Below are 16058 nucleotides of genomic sequence, written 5' to 3' on the forward strand. Positions count from 1 at the left end.
TGATCACTCACGGTCGAAACGTCCCAAACTGATGCGTTCGAGGCCTGCCAGGTCACGCCGGCTGTGTACCTCGACGAAACCACCATCGGCGAGCAGGCGGCGCACGTCCTCGGCCTGGTCGAAACCGTGCTCCAGCAACAGCCAGCCACCTGTTAGCAGGTGCTCGGGCGCGGCCTGGATGATCGCACGAATATCGTCCAGCCCGTCGCGACCGGCTACCAGCGCGCTGCTTGGCTCGAAGCGCACGTCGCCCTGCGCGAGGTGCTGGTCGTCGGCGCGGATATACGGCGGGTTGCTTAGGATCAGACCATAACGCCGCCCGGCCAGCGCGGAAAACCAGTGGCTGAGCAGGAAACCGGCATTGCCCAGCCCGAGGCGCTGACGGTTGCGCTCGGCCAGCGCCACGGCCTCCTCGATACGATCCACGCCTGTCACCTGCCAGGCCGGCCGCTCGCTGGCCAGAGCCAGGGCGATAGCGCCGGTACCGGTGCCGAGGTCCAGCACCAGCAGTGGCGTGGGCGGCAGCAGGTGGAGCGCGGTTTCCACTAATAGCTCGGTATCCGGACGTGGGATCAGGGTGTGCGGCGCCACTTCCAGGTCCAGGCTCCAGAAGCCTTGATGGCCGAGAATATAGGCCACCGGCTCGCCCTGGCGGCGGCGCTGCAGATTCGCCTGGAACAGCGCCAGTTGATCGACCTCCAGCTCGCGCTCCGGCCAGGTACGCAGGTAGCTGCGCGGCTTGTTTAGCGCGGCGGCCAGCAGCAGCTCGGCGTCCAGCCGCGGCGTGGGCGAGTCGGGCAGGTCAGCGGTGTCGAGCAGGGTTTCGATGGTGGCCATCACTTTTAAGCCTCAAGCTGCAAGCTTCAAGCTACAAGATGGCCCGCATTCAACTTGCGGCTTGTGGCTTGCAGCTTGCCGCTGTGGTTAGTCGCCCAGCGCCGCCAGCTGGTCAGCCTGGTACTCGGCCAGCAGCGGCTCGATCACCGCCTCCACGCCGCCGGCGATCACCTCGTTCAGCGAATACAGGGTCAGGTTGATGCGGTGGTCGGTCACCCGGCCCTGCGGGAAGTTGTAGGTGCGGATGCGCTCGGAGCGATCGCCCGAGCCGACCAGCAGCTTGCGCGTCTCGGAGATTTCCTTGTGCGCCGCCGCTTCCTGCTGGTCCTGCAGCTTGGCCGCCAGCCAGGCCATGGCCTTGGCGCGGTTCTTGTGCTGCGAGCGCTCCTCCTGGCACTCCACCACGGTGCCGGTAGGAATGTGGGTGATGCGGATCGCCGAGTCGGTGGTGTTGACGTGCTGGCCACCGGCGCCGGAGCTGCGGTAAGTATCCACGCGCAAATCGGCCGGGTTGATCTCGATGGCGGCCTGCTCATCCGGCTCTGGCAGCACCGCCACGGTGCAGGCGGAGGTGTGGATGCGGCCCTGCGATTCGGTTTCCGGCACGCGTTGCACGCGATGGGCGCCGGACTCGAACTTGAGCTTGGCGTAGACGTTCTCGCCCTCGACGCGGGCGATCACTTCCTTGAAGCCACCATGCTCGCCCTCGTTGGCCGACAGCACCTCGACCCGCCAGCCCTGCTTCTCGGCGTAGCGCGAATACATGCGGAACAGATCGCCAGAGAAAATCGCTGCCTCGTCGCCGCCGGTGCCGGCGCGCACTTCCAGGTAGACGTTGCGGCTGTCATTGGGGTCCTTCGGCAGCAGCATGCGCTGCAGCTTGTCTTCCAGGATGGCCAGGGCTTCCTTGGCCTGCGCCACTTCTTCCTCGGCCATCTCGCGCAGATCCGGGTCGCTGTCCTTGAGCAGCGCCTGGGCGCCTTCGAGGTCGCTCTGCACTTTGCGCAGCTCGCGGAAGGTGGCGATCACCGGCTCGATCTCTGCGTATTCCTTGGAATAGGCGCGAAATTGCGTTTGCTTGGAAATCACCTCGGCATCGCCGAGCAGCGCCGTCAGTTCCTCGAAGCGGTCGCTGAGGTTGTCCAGCTTGTTCAACAGTGACGCTTTCATTGCAGACCTTTGTCCTGCGGCGCGCTCTCGTCGAGGGCGAACAATTCCTGAGCCAGGCTGAGCGCGTCGACGCGCCCCTCGGCGGTAAGTTTCTTCATGCGCACGCTGGGCGCGTGCAGCAGCTTGTTGGTCAGGCCGCGCGCCAGTTGCGCCAGCACGTCCTCGGGATTGCTGCCGTTGACCAGCATGCGCTGGGCCTTGGCCAGTTCCTCGTCACGCAGGCGCTCGGCCTGCTGACGGTAGGCCTTGAGCACGTCGACCGCGGCCAGTTCACGCAGGCGCTGCATGAAATCGTCGGTGCCGGCAGCGACCAGTTCCTCGGCGGCCTGGGCCGCGCCCTGGCGGCTCTTGAGGTTTTCCTCGATGACCTCGTGCAGGTCATCGACGGTATAGAGGTAGACGTCATCCAGCTCGCCGACCTGCGGCTCGATATCGCGCGGCACGGCGATGTCGACCATAAAGATCGGCTTGTGCTTGCGCTTTTTCAGCGCACTTTCCACCGCGCCCTTGCCGAGGATCGGCAACTGGCTGGCCGTGGAGCTGATGACAATGTCGCTGTGCGCCAATTCGTCGGGAATGTCCGAGAGCAGCACGGCGTGGGCGCCGAACTGCTCGGCCAACTGGCTGGCACGTTCCAGGGTGCGGTTGGCGACGACGATACGCTTGATGCCCTGATCGTGCAGGTGGCGCGCGACCAGGCTGATGGTCTCGCCAGCGCCGATCAGCAGCGCCTGGCTTCGGTGCAGGTCGGCGAAGATCTGCTTGGCCAGGCTCACCGCAGCGAAGGCCACGGAAACCGGGTTCTCGCCGATGGCGGTGTCGGTGCGTACGGTCTTGGCGGTGCTGAAGGTGGCCTGGAACAGACGCCCGAGCAGCGGGCCGACGGTGCCGGCCTCGCGCGCTACGGCGTAGGCCGACTTGAGCTGGCCGAGAATCTGCGGCTCGCCGAGCACCATCGAGTCCAGCCCGCAGGCCACGCGCATCATGTGGCGCACTGCGTCGTCATCGCTGTGCACATAGGCGCAGGCGCGCAGTTCGTCGATGCTCAGACGGTGGTAATCGGCCAGCCACTGCAGCACTTCGTCGCCGCTGAGCTGGTCCTGCTCCAGGTACAGCTCGCTGCGGTTGCAGGTAGAGAGGATCGCCGCCTCGCGGCTGGGCGTCAGCCGGCACAGCTGCTGCAGCGCCTCGACCAGTTGCTCAGGGGTGAAGGCAACGCGCTCGCGCACCTCTACCGAGGCGGTCTTGTGGTTGATACCGAGGGCGATAAAGGCCATGCAGGGTCGCTGAGGGGCAATACGGGAGCCGGCAATTGTCCTACTTCGCCCCCGAGAGAACAACTCCTGCGACCTATTGTCCCAATAGACGGTTCGCCGCATCGTCCTGGCCAGTGGGCTTGCTCCAAGGCTTGTGTCATGATGCCGCGAACGTCGCAGGGCACGAGCCGGTACGGCCCTCGCCCCGGAATAACGCACGACAAGGCACTATGAACAGACCCCTCGCGTTGCTCACCGCATTCGCCTTCCTCAGCGGCTGCCAAACCTTCGCCCCCAGCGAGCCGGACGGCACGCCACCGGTGCAGGAAGCCGACCAGGCCACCCAACTGGAACCCAGCGAGTACGGCTCGTTCAGCCAGGAAAGCCTGCTCGCCCTGCTCACCGCCGAGCTGGCCGGGCAGCGCAACCGCTTCGACATCGCCCTTGGCAACTACGTGCAGCAGGCGCAGATCACCGGCGATGCCGGCGTTGCCGAGCGCGCCTTCCGCATCGCCGAATACCTCGGCGCCGAACAAGCCGCGCTGGACAGCGCGCTGATCTGGGCCGGCAACGCACCAGGCAACATCGATGCGCAGCGCGCCGCCGCCGTGCAGCTGGCCCGCGCCGGCCGCTACGACGAATCCATGACCTATATGGAGCAGGTGCTGCAGCGCCAGGGCGATACCCATTTCGACTTCCTCGCGCTGTCCGCCGCAGAAACCGACCCGGATACCCGCGCCGGCCTGCTGCAAGGCTTCGACCGCCTGCTGAGCAAGAACCCGGACAACAGCCAGCTGCTGTTCGGCAAGGCCATCCTCCTGCAGCAGGACGGCCGCGCCGAAGAAGCTCTGGAGTTGCTCGAGGACAGCGCAGCGAGCACCAATGAGGTCTCGCCGATCCTGCTGCGCGCACGCCTGCTGCAAAGCCTCGGCCGGGGCGACGAAGCCCTGCCGCTGCTGCAAAAAGGCATTCGCAAGAACCCCGACGACAAGCGCCTGCGCCTGACCTACGCGCGCCTGCTGGTCGAACAGGACCGCCTCGATGACGCCAAGGGCGAGTTCGCCAAACTGGTGCAGGAAAATCCCAACGACGACGACCTGCGCTTCTCCATGGCACTGGTGTGCCTGGAGGCCGAAGCCTGGGAAGAGGCCATCGTCTACCTGGAAGAGCTGGTCGAGCGCCGCAGCCATGTCGATGCCGCGCACTACAACCTCGGCCGTGCCTACGAGGCGCTGGAGGACGACGACAGCGCGCTGCAGGAATACAGTCTGGTCGGCCCGAGCAATGACTACCTGCCGGCCCAGCAACGTCAGGCCGAGCTGCTGTTCGCCCAACAGCGCGGCGAAGAAGCCAGCGCACGCCTGGCCCAGGCCCGCGATGCCCAGCCGGACTACGCCATTCAGCTGTACCTGATCGAGGCCGAAGGCCTGAGCAACAGCGGCCAGGTCGAGCCGGCCTGGAAGGTCATCAACGATGGGTTGGAGCAATACCCCAACGACCTCAACCTGCTTTACACCCGCGCCATGCTGGCGGAAAAACGCGATGACCTGGGCCAGCTGGAAACCGACCTGCGCTACATCATCCAGCGCGAGCCGGAGCACGCCATGGCCCTCAACGCCCTGGGCTACACCCTGGCGGACCGCACCACGCGCTACGAAGAAGCCCGCGATCTGATCGCCAAGGCGCACCAGCTCAACCCGGACGACCCGGCGATTCTCGACAGCCTCGGCTGGGTCAACTATCGCCTGGGCAATCTCGACGAGGCCGAGCGCCTGCTGCGCCAGGCCCTGGAGAAATTCCCCGACCACGAAGTCGCTGCCCACCTCGGCGAAGTCCTCTGGGCCCAGGGCAAGCAGCGCGAAGCCCGCAGCGTCTGGCGCGATGCACTGAGTGCAGCGCCGGACAGTCCCATCCTGCGTGACACCCTGTTGCGCCTGACCGGCTCCGAGACTCTTTGATGATTCGTCACCTACTCGTATTCAGCCTCCTCGCCCTGCTCGCCGGTTGTGCCGGCCTCACCTCGCACGAAGCGCTGGAAGGCCAGGGCGACCCAGCCCAGTGGAAGGCTCACAAGCAGCAGATCGCCCAGCTAGACGGCTGGCAGATCAACGGCAAGATCGGCATCCGCGCCCCGCAGGATTCCGGCAGCGCGACGCTGTTCTGGCTGCAGCGCCAGGACTATTACGACATCCGCCTGTCCGGCCCGCTGGGCGGTGGCGCCGCGCGCCTGACCGGGCGCCCGGGCGACATCCTGCTGGAAGTGTCCAACCGTGGCCGCTTCCGCGCCGAATCGCCGGAAGCCCTGCTGCGCGAGCAACTGCGTCTGGATCTGCCAGTGTCCAACCTGCTCTGGTGGATTCGCGGCCTGCCCGCCCCGGAAAGCCGCAGCCGCATCACCCTCGACGGCGCAAGCCACCTGGCGCAGCTGGAACAGGACGGCTGGCGTGTGGAATACCAGCGCTATACCGAGCAGAACGGCTATGCCCTGCCGGAACGCATGAAACTCTACGGCCAGGACCTGGAAGTGACTCTGGTGATCAAGGACTGGCAGCCGCGACAGCTCGGCCAGTAAGCCAGCGGTACATACTGTGGGAGGGGCTTCAGCCGCGACGGCTTGTCCAGCGTCTCCCATAGCACGCAGCCGGTGGATAGGCCACGCGGCCAACTACTTCCGCGGACCACTCCCTCTCCCATTTATGGGAGAGGGCCGGGGAGAGGGTGATTTGCCGCCCCTCTCCCCCGGCCCCTCTCCCGCAAGCGGGAGAGGGGAGACAAGCACCCTAAGACGACTCTTCAGCGCACCCCATGACCAGCACCTCCATCCCCGCCCACGCCGAACTCACCCTGCCCGCCCCGGCCAAGCTCAACCTGATGCTGCATATCCTCGGCCGCCGCGCCGATGGCTATCACGAGCTGCAGACCCTGTTCCAGTTTCTCGACCACGGCGACGAGCTCGGCTTCAGCGCGCGCCAGGATGGCGAAATCCACCTGCACACCCCCATCGAAGGCGTGCCGCATGACAGCAACCTGATCGTGCGTGCCGCCAGGCGCCTGCAGGAAGCTTCAGGCACCGCACTGGGCGCCGACATCTGGCTGGACAAGCGCCTGCCCATGGGCGGCGGTATCGGCGGCGGCAGTTCGGATGCCGCCACCACCCTGGTCGGCCTCGACCACCTGTGGCGCACCGAACTGGGCGAAGATCGCCTGGCCGAAATCGGCCTGGCGCTGGGCGCCGACGTACCGGTTTTCGTGCGCGGCCGCGCCGCCTTCGCCGAAGGCGTTGGCGAACGTCTGACGCCAGTGGAACTCGAGGAACCCTGGTTCCTCGTCGCCGCGCCGCAAGTCTTTGTAAGCACAGCAGAAGTTTTCGGCTCGCCCGAGTTGACACGGGATACGCCGCCCATTAAAGTTCGCAGCCTTCTTGCGGGGGGTGGTCGAAACGACTGCCAGCCGGTTGTAGAGAAGCGTTACCCTGAAGTTCGTAACGCTTTGATCTTGTTGAACAAATTTGTTTCAGCTAGATTGACCGGCACTGGAGCTTGCGTATTTGGGAGCTTCCCAAATCGGGACGATGCTGATAAAGTCGCCCGCCAACTTCCAGGCACTCTGCCGAGCTTTGTCGCTCAAGGTCGCAACATCTCGATGTTGCACCGCAAGCTCCAAGCATTGGCCAAGAAGTGAATGCTCAGCATTCGGTTATACGATACAGGGGCGTCGCCAAGCGGTAAGGCACCAGGTTTTGATCCTGGCATGCGTTGGTTCGAATCCAGCCGCCCCTGCCATAACCTCCCTCGGGAGGCATCGCAAACCGATTTAAACAGCATTCGACACAGAATATAGGGGCGTCGCCAAGCGGTAAGGCACCAGGTTTTGATCCTGGCATGCGTTGGTTCGAATCCAGCCGCCCCTGCCATTTTCCATACCCATCCAGGTATACCCCAGCCGGCAGGTACTGCGCGTGTCCAAGATGATGGTCTTCACGGGGAACGCAAACCCCGATCTGGCGCGACGGATCGTTCGTCAGCTGCACATTCCCCTCGGCGATGCTTCGGTCGGTAAATTCTCCGACGGCGAAGTCATGATCGAAATCAACGAAAACGTCCGCGGCAAGGACGTCTTCCTGATTCAGCCGACCTGTGCACCCACCAACGATAACCTGATGGAACTGGTAGTGATGGCCGACGCCTTCCGCCGTTCCTCGGCCACCCGCATCACTGCGGTTATCCCCTACTTCGGTTACGCCCGCCAGGATCGCCGTCCGCGTTCCGCTCGCGTGGCGATCAGCGCCAAAGTGGTTGCCGACATGCTCACCGTGGTCGGTATCGACCGCGTGCTGACCGTCGACCTGCACGCTGACCAGATCCAGGGCTTCTTCGACATTCCGGTGGACAACATCTACGGTTCCCCGGTCCTGGTCGACGACATCGAAGACCAGCGCTTCGACAACCTGATGATCGTCTCCCCCGATATCGGCGGCGTCGTTCGTGCCCGCGCCGTGGCCAAGAGCCTGGGCGTCGACCTGGCGATCATCGACAAGCGTCGCGAGAAGGCCAACCAGTCCGAAGTGATGCACATCATCGGTGACGTCGACGGCCGTACCTGCATCCTGGTCGACGACATGGTCGACACCGCCGGTACCCTGTGCCACGCCGCCAAGGCGCTGAAAGAGCGCGGCGCCGCCAAGGTCTACGCCTACTGCACCCACCCGGTGCTGTCCGGCCGCGCCATCGAGAACATCGAGAATTCCGTCCTGGACGAGCTGGTGGTCACCAACACCATCCCGCTGTCCGCTGCGGCGCAGTCCTGCTCGCGCATTCGCCAGCTCGACATCGCCCCGGTCGTCGCCGAAGCGGTCCGCCGCATCAGCAACGAAGAATCGATCAGCGCCATGTTCCGCTAAGCGGAACAGGCCAGATCACACTGCCCCGCCTCGTGCGGGGCTTTTTGCCCTACCGCCCGAGGCTGGTCGCAAGCCACAAGGCGGTTTGGTTATTTTGGAGAAGTGAAATGACTGTTGAATTTGCCCTGAATGCCGAAGTGCGTTCCGACCTGGGGAAAGGTGCGAGCCGCCGCCTGCGTCGTAACGTGTCCATGGTGCCTGCCGTGATCTACGGCGGCGACAAAGCCCCCGCCTCCATCAGCCTGCTGGCCAAAGACCTGGCCAAGCTGCTGGAAAACGAAGCTGCCTTCAGCCACGTTCTGACCCTGGACGTTGCCGGCACCAAAGAAAGCGTCCTGATCAAAGCCCTGCAGCGCCACCCGGCCAAAGGCTTCGTTCTGCACGCTGACTTCGTTCGCGTCGTTGCCGGCCAGAAACTGACCGCCCACGTACCGCTGCACTTCATCAACGAAGCCACCTCCGTTGGTGTCAAGCAAGGCGGCGGCGAAGTCCTGCACGCCCTGAACGAAGTCGAAGTATCCTGCCTGCCGAAAGACCTGCCGGAATTCATCGAAGTCGACATGGCCAAGGTCGCTGTTGACCAGACCGTTCACCTGTCCGACATCAAGCTGCCGAAAGGCGTTGAGCTGGTTGCTCTGGCCCACGGCAGCGACCTGCCGGTAGCCAGCATCCACCTGCCGCGCGTTCGTGAAGAAGCTGCCGGCGAAGGCGCTGCCGAGTAATCGTCAGTAGCTGGCCCGGCATGCGATCACGCCGGGCCATGTTCTCGAAAGGGCTCCTGTATGACTGCCGTACAACTGATCGTTGGCCTGGGTAACCCCGGCCCCGAATACGACCAGACCCGGCACAATGCAGGGGCCCTTTTCGTTGAGCGCGTGGCCGAGAGCCAGCGCGTCAACCTCTCCGTAGATCGCAAATATTTCGGCCTGGTGGGCAAGTTCAACCACCAGGGGCGCGAAGTTCGTCTGCTTATTCCCACCACCTACATGAACCGCAGCGGCCAGTCCGTGGCGGCATTGGCCAATTTCTTCAAGATCAAACCCGAAGAGATCCTGGTGGCCCACGACGAACTCGACATGCCACCCGGCGTCGCCAAGCTCAAACAGGGCGGCGGCCACGGCGGGCACAATGGGTTGCGCGACATCATCGCCCAGCTCGGCAACCAGAATAACTTCCATCGCCTGCGGCTCGGCATCGGCCACCCGGGACACGCCAGCCTGGTTTCCGGCTACGTGCTCGGACGCGCCCCACGCAGCGAACAGGAACTGCTCGACAAGAGCATCGACTTCGCCTTGGACGTCCTGCCGGAAATACTCGCCGGCGACTGGACCGTGGCCATGCGCAAACTGCATAGCCAGAAGGCCACCAAGTAACCACCTTTCCCCGAGGGACACACCATGGGATTCAATTGCGGCATCGTCGGCCTGCCCAACGTCGGCAAGTCCACCCTGTTCAACGCCCTCACCAAGTCCGGCATCGCCGCAGAAAACTTCCCCTTCTGCACCATCGAGCCGAACAGCGGCATCGTGCCCATGCCCGACCCGCGCCTGGATGCCCTGGCCGAGATCGTCAAGCCCGAGAAGGTCATCCCCACCACCATGGAATTCGTCGACATCGCCGGCCTGGTTGCGGGCGCGTCGAAAGGTGAAGGCCTGGGCAACAAGTTCCTCGCCAACATCCGCGAGACCGACGCCATCGCCCACGTGGTGCGCTGCTTCGAAGACGAGAACGTCATCCACGTCGCCAACAGCGTCGACCCCAAGCGCGACATCGAGATCATCGACCTCGAACTGATCATGGCCGACCTCGACAGCTGCGAGAAGCAGCTGCAGCGCGTTGCCCGTACCGCCAAGGGTGGCGACAAGGAATCCGTGGCGCAGAAGGCCCTGCTGGAAAAGCTCATCCCCCACCTCACCGAAGGCAAGCCGGCGCGCAGCCTGCTCAAGGACCTGGGTGACGACGAGAAGCGCCTGGCCAAGACCTTCCACCTGCTCACCACCAAGCCGGTAATGTACATCGCCAACGTTGCCGAAGACGGCTTCGAGAACAACCCGCACCTCGACGTGGTCAACGCCATCGCTGAAGAAGAAGGCGCCATTGTCGTGCCGGTGTGCAACAAGATCGAAGCCGAGATCGCCGAACTGGACGATCTCGAAGAGATGCAGATGTTCCTCGAAACCATGGGCATGGAAGAGCCGGGCCTGAACCGCGTGATCCGCGCCGGTTACTCGCTGCTCAACCTGCAGACCTACTTCACCGCTGGCGTGAAGGAAGTACGCGCCTGGACCGTGCGCATCGGCGCCACCGCCCCGCAGGCTGCCGCCGTGATCCACACCGACTTCGAAAAAGGCTTTATCCGCGCCGAAGTGGTCGCCTACGACGACTTCATCGCCTACAAGGGAGAAGGCGGTGCCAAGGAAGCCGGCAAATGGCGCCTGGAAGGCAAGGACTATATCGTCAAGGACGGAGACGTGATGCACTTCCGCTTTAACGTTTGATCGTTGTAAGCCACGTATAAACAAAACCCCGCTTTGGCGGGGTTTTGTTGTTTTGGGGGTGGGGAATTGTCTGTGCGGCTGGTGGTAGCAGGGATTATGAATCCGCTACGAACCGCCCGACTGAGCCAGGAAACCCCATAAAACGGGGCTTTCTGCCCTCATTCAAGCTGGCTAGGCCAGTCCTTCCCAGAAAATCCGACCAATGTAGTCACTCTGGTGGTGGCAATGACAAAGGTGGATCTTCCTTATCCTCATAAGCCAGTCTTGGTCGCCGCCAGGAATCCCCTGTCAATCCTTTTAAAACCTCATCAGCTACAGAGAGGCTTTCACCATTAATTTCAACTTTATGCTGATAATCTAGCAATTCATTAAGGCTCTTTGCTATACCTACTGCAGCCCGCCTAACTTCATCCTTTATCTCACCTGTATCTACACCAGCCTGTTCAAGTCGTCCTGTAAGATCAATAATTTTGTCCAATGATTCTAGCTTTCCAGGAATTGAAGCAACTTTCCCCTCTACTGTATAGTTTCTATATAGAAACCCAGCGCTCCCCTTCAGAACCTCAACCATTAGACCGATAACTCTTGACTCACCAAAAACCTTTGACCAAAGGCTACCAGCTTCAACCTGATCAATAATCAAAGGATAGTCAGTTAAATCAATCCCTAGCAGACCAGCTATATCCTCATACAAATCAGATATAGCATTTAATTTTTCCGCAAAGTCTCTTAAGTCTTTAATATTCGACAAATACAGTGACAGCTGTGACCTAGAGTCGTCATCATCGATACAATCACTGCCGGATAGATTAGTCGCAGAGAACCTGTATGCACCTATCAAGGACTCCAGAGAATAAACAAGTCGCCCAGAAGAAAATAAAAGAGGCACAGCATTTTCTACCCTATAGCTGTCTATATACCCCTCATAATCACTAGAGAATTTTTGAAGTTTTGAATTGGTTTTTTCTACCAGCCCTAAATCGTCTAACTCCCCACCCCCCAGTTCCTCAAGCAAGCTCGAAAGCCCTTCGATATCCTTAAATATTTGCCTTGTACTTAGCGACGCGACTATTGATCGAATATTGCCTATCGATGACTTTATTTCACCTCTAACGGCTCCAAGTCTATTATCGCCCACCGTTGACAGCTGGCCTAGATGGACAGGAAGATCTGACAAGACATTTGAAATACTTCTTACACTATCTATGAAGCCTGAGAATTTCTCAAGTGATCCAAGCGCAAGCTCAGCTTCTCTCTTAAGCTCAAATGAATGCATTAACAGTCCCTCTTCCTTGTTACGCACACATATAAAATTTACAAAAGATCACTAAATATCTAAATCGCTCGGCCACAAGAAATATGGGCCAAACTTTGGACTAACCCTTAGCTCCCCGCCTGCACCCTTCCCTTTCTCTGTCAGCTGCTGTTTCTCTCCATGAAGCTCCAAATATCCTTTTTCTACTAGCTTCTGGATAAGCTCTGGAGTTTTCAGCTTATAACGCTGACCTAGCTTTGACGATGTAAGTTTTGAGGTTTTTTCTTCGTCAGAATCTTCATCCTCTTTCTCAGTGACACTTATACGCTCAAGGCTAATCCTTACCTCTTCGCTTATACGAATTATGCGCTGCGCCTCTTCATACGCATCGCGGTATAGGTCGCTATCATCCGAGCGCTCTATTAGCACTCCCATTTCGTTATTATTAACCTGACTAAACTCATACAAGTTCAGACTGCTAATTATGCATATCTCTTCATTCAGATAGCATTTAGCATGCAGGTTCTTACAAAAACTTGTTCTGATGTAGGACAGTTCATTCAGCCATCTAATCTCCTCAGGCTGAAGCTCGCTCTTTCCGTAGACAATTCGCACATCAATCTTTAAGCGATCTTTGTCGACAAGGAGCTCTTTAATCCTGTCATTTAGCTTAAGGAAGGGACTAATGAGAATTAAACGATCTTTGGCGTTCTTGATCAGTTCCTCTAGAAAATAGTTCGTTGCGCTTGTGTTAAGAAACTTCGCCATCACTACGTCCTTATAACTTACATCTGAACAAAATTATCTGGTGTCACTTCACCAGTAACAAGTATCACTTATGGCTATCCCATAATCCTATACCTGCCCTCACGATTGAACTGGCCGGAGCTTTTTAGGGAACTGTTCTAGGATTTCGGGTGTAATCATTTTTTGCCATCCTTGACCTACTTTCGGGCGTACCAGCGCCTAGCCACTTCCTGGGTGATCGCTATCCCGCGTTTGGATTGGCCAAGTTTCGATTGGCTTCATCGTAATCAGGGCTTCTGTGGCCGTTCTCAGGCTCAATCCGGCCGGATATCAGCCATAGCGCGTACTCTGGGTACGCCTCTGCAAGCACGCCCACCTCTACCGTGCTGATTCGGATAGCCCCCCGACTGATGTTCTTCCACCTGTCGTGATTTTTCCCGCCCAGCTCGCTCAGCTGTTTCGGGCCTATCCGCTTGATCAATTGAAGCGCTCTATCTCTAACCGCGTCCATTTATAAAAAATCAATAGGCGTAAAATTTACTCCAACAAAATCTTGGCGTAATATTCACTCCAGGAGTAAAGATTACGCTTTAGGAGCTCCGCATTAGGTTCCAAAAAGTGGAACATTGGGTCGGATTATAGGGGTAATTGCATGGAACAGTCTGGTGTAGTGGGGCTTTCGATTTCGGGAGACGCCCAACGCGTAACGGATTTCCGCGACGCACCGTTCTGCACGAAATACGTGCTGGCTCAGCTCCTGGGCATGGAGCAAATCACCGAAGACGTGGTGCGCGGCTGGATCGAAAGCCACACCGTCCCGACCGTGAAAATCGGCCGTCACCGCGTCATCAACCTGCACCGCATCCGCCGCGACCTCGACCGAGGCAAAACCATCTTCTGCGCGGGGGATTACACCGATGACTAAGACCGCCTACGTCGTCGAATGCTGCACCCTGCACGGCCCCACCAAACAACGCCGCTGGCACCGCGTCCACACCGGCCCAAACAAGGCTGAGTGCACTGCCTATATAGAGCGCGTCATCGCTGACCTGCCGTCCGGCCCTGGTCGTCACTGGGGGCTTACCCAGGAACGCGCCCGCGACTTCTACCGCGTCCGTGGTGTGAGGGCTGCCGCATGACTACCCAGCTAGCGAAAATCGCCGCTCTGATGCTCTGCCAGGACTGTCTGCAGGTTCGCGCTTACTGCGATGCAGGCCACTTCGGTGATTACCGCTGCGACTGCGGTGGCGACTTCTGCGGCTGCAACAGCTGCAACGACTTCGCCCACGGCCAGGGCGCCGACTTCGAAAAGCGCCAAGCGCTGGAGGCCGCCAATGAAAAGCCTGAGCCAGTACCTGCGCCAACCCCACGCCGAGGACTGCGACTGCTCTGTGTGCTGGCTAAACCGCAACTGGATACCGCCCAAGGCGCCTACTTACCCATACACACAATGCACCGACTGCCGCCCCGCGCGATGGTCCGTGGTCAATGGTCGGAACCACGTTTCGCAGGCCTACACCTGCGAGAAACACAAGCCCGGCAACCGTCCGAAAGCGTACTGGCACGTTGTGAGCGACACCGGCAAACCAACGCCCTTCGTGCCTCTGCGCGAACCATTCGAACTGGTGGGGTGACTGCATGATCACTGAATGGATCAACTCGCTAGAAGCCGTCCTAGAGGGCCTGGTAATCCTGCTGCTGCAGGTCATGTACCTCTTCGTTCTGGCCGCCTGCGCCGTCGGCATGGTGGCTGTGCTTTTCCTGCCCCTGATCATTCTTTACTGCAAGTATCTGGATCGCCTGGAGGCTTTAGCCAAACAGCGCCCCCCCGCTGACCCGCGCCTAGCCAGCACCCAAGCGGAAACACGCGGCTTCTTCAAAGGCCTGACCGCCGCGCTCATTGCTATGTCGGTCAAGGGCCGCGCCCCCGGCTTGTCCGAACACGCTTCACCGTTCGGTCAAACGGAGGCACGGGCAGAGCGAACCCTTGAACGCCCACCACCCTAAATAGCCTCCGCTCGTGAGTGTGGGGCAGCTCCACCGCCCCGCGCTCCCGAGCCCTCGGCGGCAAGAGTGGGATGACAAGGGCAAAGCCCTTGGTGTTTACCAACTAACAGGCTGCACAAGCGGCAACTGAAACCCCGGCAAGTCGAGAGCCACCCTCGGGCAAAAACGAAAGTTTGCCCGTGCGGGATCGCTCGGCCTGCTGAAAGGCAAAACCGCGCAATAACGCGCAACTAAGCGAGGAAACACAAATGGCACGTTCGACTATGGAAGTTGCATTTCTCGGCACTCAGATGACCCAGGTGGATGACACCAAATACGCCAAGGTCTTCTACGGCGACGAACCGGACGGCAAGACCGAACACGGCCTGTCCATCATCGGCATGGCCATCGCTGAAGACGCCGCCGACGAAGTATTCGCAGCCGGCGCCCAGTTCGCCCCGCTGGAGCTGGTACGCATCACCTTCGACGTGGCACGCGGCGGCCAGAACAAGGGCAAAAACCTAGCCCTGCACATCGAAGCCGTGAACCCGAAAGGCCAGGCCGCCAAGCCTGCTGCCCCGCAAGGCACCCAACAACAGCCCAAGCCGACCGGCACCCAGCCGGACGCGGCCAAGGCCTGACGGGAGGGCGCCGCCGTGCTGATCGTTGATCGCGTGCTGTGCGACTGCTGCGGGCAGCCCATGGGCCAGCTCTACAACCAGTCCGCTCCCCAGCCCGACCTGCTGCCCGATCTGAACAAGGCGCCCGCCCTCGTGATCTGCCCCGACTGCCTGGACATGGCTGAGGTCATTCGTGACCCCAGCTTGGCCGAGTAAGGGGGCGCCATGAATTTCATTGTGTGCGACGGCGTATGGGAGAGCGCAGGCCAGACCCCGGTTTGTGTGGGCACCCTCTCCACCGTCGCGCTCAGTGAGATAAGCCCGACCGGGCTAACCGCCGAGGACCATGCACAGATACGTGAACACGCCCTGGTGCTGTTCGCCATCGTCTTCGGCGCTCTCGTGCTGAAAAAGGCACTCAACCTGTAGGAGACACACCCATGCAAAACCTGAAAGTCCTGCGCCGCTCGCTCGGTGCTACCGCCGCTGTTGGCCTGCTGGCCATGCAGCAAGCCCACGCCGCCCTCCCGACTGGCGTGACCACTGCCCTCACTGATGCTCAGGCCGATGGCGTCGAGGTCGCGGGCATCGTCCTCGGCGTAATCATCGCGATTGCCGCCTTCAAGTTCATCCGCCGCGCGCTGTAAGGCCGGCTGTTCCAAAACCAGCCCGGTAATTCGTTATCGGGCTTTTTCACATAAGGGCTTTTCATGGACGCCAACATGCTGACCACCATCATCATCGTCATGGCGTTCTGGGCTCTGTTCTTTGGGCGGGTTTGAGATGGTT

20 protein-coding genes and 2 tRNA genes are annotated in these 16058 nt (G+C 60.5%); 17 read left to right on the forward strand and 5 right to left on the reverse strand.

Annotated features, from left to right (window positions below):
• Positions 1-3 precede the first annotated feature (3 nt).
• From prmC to hemA, 3 genes are all read right to left on the reverse strand, one after another.
• Positions 4-837, reverse strand: a complete 834-nt coding sequence (prmC, locus tag B2U07_RS11320) for a peptide chain release factor N(5)-glutamine methyltransferase (protein WP_275547120.1) — start codon at positions 835-837, stop codon at positions 4-6.
• 87 nt (positions 838-924) lie between these two features.
• Positions 925-2007, reverse strand: a complete 1083-nt coding sequence (gene prfA, locus B2U07_RS11325; RefSeq protein WP_275547119.1) for a peptide chain release factor 1 — start codon at positions 2005-2007, stop codon at positions 925-927.
• Positions 2004-3284: a glutamyl-tRNA reductase gene (gene hemA / locus B2U07_RS11330; protein ID WP_197854844.1), complete on the reverse strand. Its 1281-nt coding sequence runs from the start codon at positions 3282-3284 to the stop codon at positions 2004-2006. Before hemA ends, prfA begins: the two co-directional genes overlap by 4 nt.
• Before the next feature lie 209 nt (positions 3285-3493).
• Here hemA and B2U07_RS11335 point away from each other — a divergent pair, with 209 nt between their 5' ends.
• The 9 genes from B2U07_RS11335 to ychF all read left to right on the forward strand — a co-directional run bounded on the left by B2U07_RS11335 (position 3494) and on the right by ychF (position 10661).
• Positions 3494-5221, forward strand: a complete 1728-nt coding sequence (locus B2U07_RS11335) for a tetratricopeptide repeat protein (protein ID WP_275547118.1) — start codon at positions 3494-3496, stop codon at positions 5219-5221.
• Positions 5221-5835 carry a lipoprotein insertase outer membrane protein LolB gene (gene lolB / locus B2U07_RS11340; RefSeq protein WP_275547117.1) on the forward strand — a complete coding sequence of 205 codons (615 nt, stop codon included), beginning with the start codon at positions 5221-5223 and terminating at the stop codon, positions 5833-5835. Before B2U07_RS11335 ends, lolB begins: the two co-directional genes overlap by 1 nt.
• A gap of 233 nt (positions 5836-6068) precedes the next feature.
• The gene (gene ispE, locus B2U07_RS11345; RefSeq protein ID WP_275547116.1) at positions 6069-6944 is read left to right on the forward strand and encodes a 4-(cytidine 5'-diphospho)-2-C-methyl-D-erythritol kinase; all 876 of its coding nucleotides are present in this window, start codon (positions 6069-6071) and stop codon (positions 6942-6944) included.
• A gap of 26 nt (positions 6945-6970) precedes the next feature.
• A tRNA-Gln gene (locus tag B2U07_RS11350) sits at positions 6971-7045 on the forward strand.
• A gap of 56 nt (positions 7046-7101) precedes the next feature.
• Positions 7102-7176 (forward strand) — tRNA-Gln (locus tag B2U07_RS11355).
• Between the two features lie 45 nt (positions 7177-7221).
• Positions 7222-8163, forward strand: coding sequence for a ribose-phosphate pyrophosphokinase (locus tag B2U07_RS11360; protein ID WP_197854836.1), 942 nt, complete (start codon positions 7222-7224; stop codon positions 8161-8163).
• Positions 8164-8270: 107 nt separating this feature from the next.
• Positions 8271-8885 carry a 50S ribosomal protein L25/general stress protein Ctc gene (locus tag B2U07_RS11365; protein WP_197854835.1) on the forward strand — a complete coding sequence of 205 codons (615 nt, stop codon included), beginning with the start codon at positions 8271-8273 and terminating at the stop codon, positions 8883-8885.
• 60 nt (positions 8886-8945) lie between these two features.
• Positions 8946-9536: an aminoacyl-tRNA hydrolase gene (pth, locus tag B2U07_RS11370; protein WP_072422958.1), complete on the forward strand. Its 591-nt coding sequence runs from the start codon at positions 8946-8948 to the stop codon at positions 9534-9536.
• A gap of 24 nt (positions 9537-9560) precedes the next feature.
• Positions 9561-10661: a redox-regulated ATPase YchF gene (gene ychF / locus B2U07_RS11375; RefSeq protein WP_275547115.1), complete on the forward strand. Its 1101-nt coding sequence runs from the start codon at positions 9561-9563 to the stop codon at positions 10659-10661.
• Positions 10662-10869: 208 nt separating this feature from the next.
• Here ychF and B2U07_RS11380 read toward each other — a convergent pair whose 3' ends face one another.
• Positions 10870-11937 carry a hypothetical protein gene (locus B2U07_RS11380; protein ID WP_296276927.1) on the reverse strand — a complete coding sequence of 356 codons (1068 nt, stop codon included), beginning with the start codon at positions 11935-11937 and terminating at the stop codon, positions 10870-10872.
• Positions 11938-11988: 51 nt separating this feature from the next.
• Positions 11989-12684: a phospholipase D family protein gene (locus tag B2U07_RS11385; RefSeq protein WP_296276930.1), complete on the reverse strand. Its 696-nt coding sequence runs from the start codon at positions 12682-12684 to the stop codon at positions 11989-11991.
• Positions 12685-13315: 631 nt separating this feature from the next.
• Between B2U07_RS11385 and B2U07_RS11390 the strand changes: the two genes are divergently transcribed.
• The 8 genes from B2U07_RS11390 (at position 13316) to B2U07_RS11425 (ending at position 15916) form a co-directional block, all read left to right on the forward strand.
• Complete coding sequence (locus tag B2U07_RS11390; RefSeq protein WP_296276932.1) at positions 13316-13588, forward strand: DNA-binding protein; 273 nt, start codon at positions 13316-13318, stop codon at positions 13586-13588.
• Positions 13581-13802 (forward strand): hypothetical protein, encoded by a 222-nt coding sequence (locus tag B2U07_RS11395; RefSeq protein ID WP_296276934.1) that lies wholly within the window; start codon positions 13581-13583, stop codon positions 13800-13802. The genes B2U07_RS11390 and B2U07_RS11395 overlap by 8 nt, the downstream gene beginning before the upstream one ends.
• Before the next feature lie 195 nt (positions 13803-13997).
• Positions 13998-14297 carry a lysogeny maintenance protein PflM gene (gene pflM, locus B2U07_RS11400; RefSeq protein WP_296276935.1) on the forward strand — a complete coding sequence of 100 codons (300 nt, stop codon included), beginning with the start codon at positions 13998-14000 and terminating at the stop codon, positions 14295-14297.
• Between the two features lie 4 nt (positions 14298-14301).
• On the forward strand, positions 14302-14670 hold the full coding sequence (locus tag B2U07_RS11405) for a hypothetical protein (RefSeq protein WP_296276937.1): 369 nt from the start codon (positions 14302-14304) through the stop codon (positions 14668-14670).
• 248 nt (positions 14671-14918) lie between these two features.
• A complete protein-coding gene (locus tag B2U07_RS11410) occupies positions 14919-15290 on the forward strand; it encodes a hypothetical protein (protein WP_275545187.1) in 372 nt (123 codons plus the stop codon).
• 15 nt (positions 15291-15305) lie between these two features.
• The gene (locus B2U07_RS11415) at positions 15306-15485 is read left to right on the forward strand and encodes a hypothetical protein (RefSeq protein WP_275545188.1); all 180 of its coding nucleotides are present in this window, start codon (positions 15306-15308) and stop codon (positions 15483-15485) included.
• Positions 15486-15494: 9 nt separating this feature from the next.
• Positions 15495-15698, forward strand: coding sequence for a hypothetical protein (locus B2U07_RS11420; protein ID WP_012018527.1), 204 nt, complete (start codon positions 15495-15497; stop codon positions 15696-15698).
• Between the two features lie 11 nt (positions 15699-15709).
• Entirely contained in the window at positions 15710-15916 is a 207-nt protein-coding gene (locus tag B2U07_RS11425; protein ID WP_275545189.1) for a major capsid protein, read from the forward strand.
• Positions 15917-16058 lie beyond the last annotated feature (142 nt).

The sequence above is a fragment of the Pseudomonas sp. UBA7530 genome, assembly GCF_002479365.1.
Classification (GTDB): Bacteria; Pseudomonadota; Gammaproteobacteria; order Pseudomonadales; family Pseudomonadaceae; genus Aquipseudomonas.

Coding starts and splice junctions, on each gene's coding strand:
- ispE (WP_275547116.1), top strand. CDS start 6,069: ATGACCAGCACCTCCATCCCCGCCCACGCCGAACTCACCCTGCCCGCC.
- B2U07_RS11405 (WP_296276937.1), top strand. CDS start 14,302: ATGATCACTGAATGGATCAACTCGCTAGAAGCCGTCCTAGAGGGCCTG.
- pflM (WP_296276935.1), top strand. CDS start 13,998: ATGAAAAGCCTGAGCCAGTACCTGCGCCAACCCCACGCCGAGGACTGC.
- B2U07_RS11425 (WP_275545189.1), top strand. CDS start 15,710: ATGCAAAACCTGAAAGTCCTGCGCCGCTCGCTCGGTGCTACCGCCGCT.
- ychF (WP_275547115.1), top strand. CDS start 9,561: ATGGGATTCAATTGCGGCATCGTCGGCCTGCCCAACGTCGGCAAGTCC.
- hemA (WP_197854844.1), bottom strand. CDS start 3,284: ATGGCCTTTATCGCCCTCGGTATCAACCACAAGACCGCCTCGGTAGAG.
- B2U07_RS11390 (WP_296276932.1), top strand. CDS start 13,316: ATGGAACAGTCTGGTGTAGTGGGGCTTTCGATTTCGGGAGACGCCCAA.
- B2U07_RS11385 (WP_296276930.1), bottom strand. CDS start 12,684: ATGGCGAAGTTTCTTAACACAAGCGCAACGAACTATTTTCTAGAGGAA.
- lolB (WP_275547117.1), top strand. CDS start 5,221: ATGATTCGTCACCTACTCGTATTCAGCCTCCTCGCCCTGCTCGCCGGT.
- B2U07_RS11420 (WP_012018527.1), top strand. CDS start 15,495: ATGAATTTCATTGTGTGCGACGGCGTATGGGAGAGCGCAGGCCAGACC.
- prmC (WP_275547120.1), bottom strand. CDS start 837: ATGGCCACCATCGAAACCCTGCTCGACACCGCTGACCTGCCCGACTCG.
- B2U07_RS11380 (WP_296276927.1), bottom strand. CDS start 11,937: ATGCATTCATTTGAGCTTAAGAGAGAAGCTGAGCTTGCGCTTGGATCA.
- pth (WP_072422958.1), top strand. CDS start 8,946: ATGACTGCCGTACAACTGATCGTTGGCCTGGGTAACCCCGGCCCCGAA.
- B2U07_RS11410 (WP_275545187.1), top strand. CDS start 14,919: ATGGCACGTTCGACTATGGAAGTTGCATTTCTCGGCACTCAGATGACC.
- B2U07_RS11335 (WP_275547118.1), top strand. CDS start 3,494: ATGAACAGACCCCTCGCGTTGCTCACCGCATTCGCCTTCCTCAGCGGC.
- B2U07_RS11365 (WP_197854835.1), top strand. CDS start 8,271: ATGACTGTTGAATTTGCCCTGAATGCCGAAGTGCGTTCCGACCTGGGG.
- B2U07_RS11395 (WP_296276934.1), top strand. CDS start 13,581: ATGACTAAGACCGCCTACGTCGTCGAATGCTGCACCCTGCACGGCCCC.
- prfA (WP_275547119.1), bottom strand. CDS start 2,007: ATGAAAGCGTCACTGTTGAACAAGCTGGACAACCTCAGCGACCGCTTC.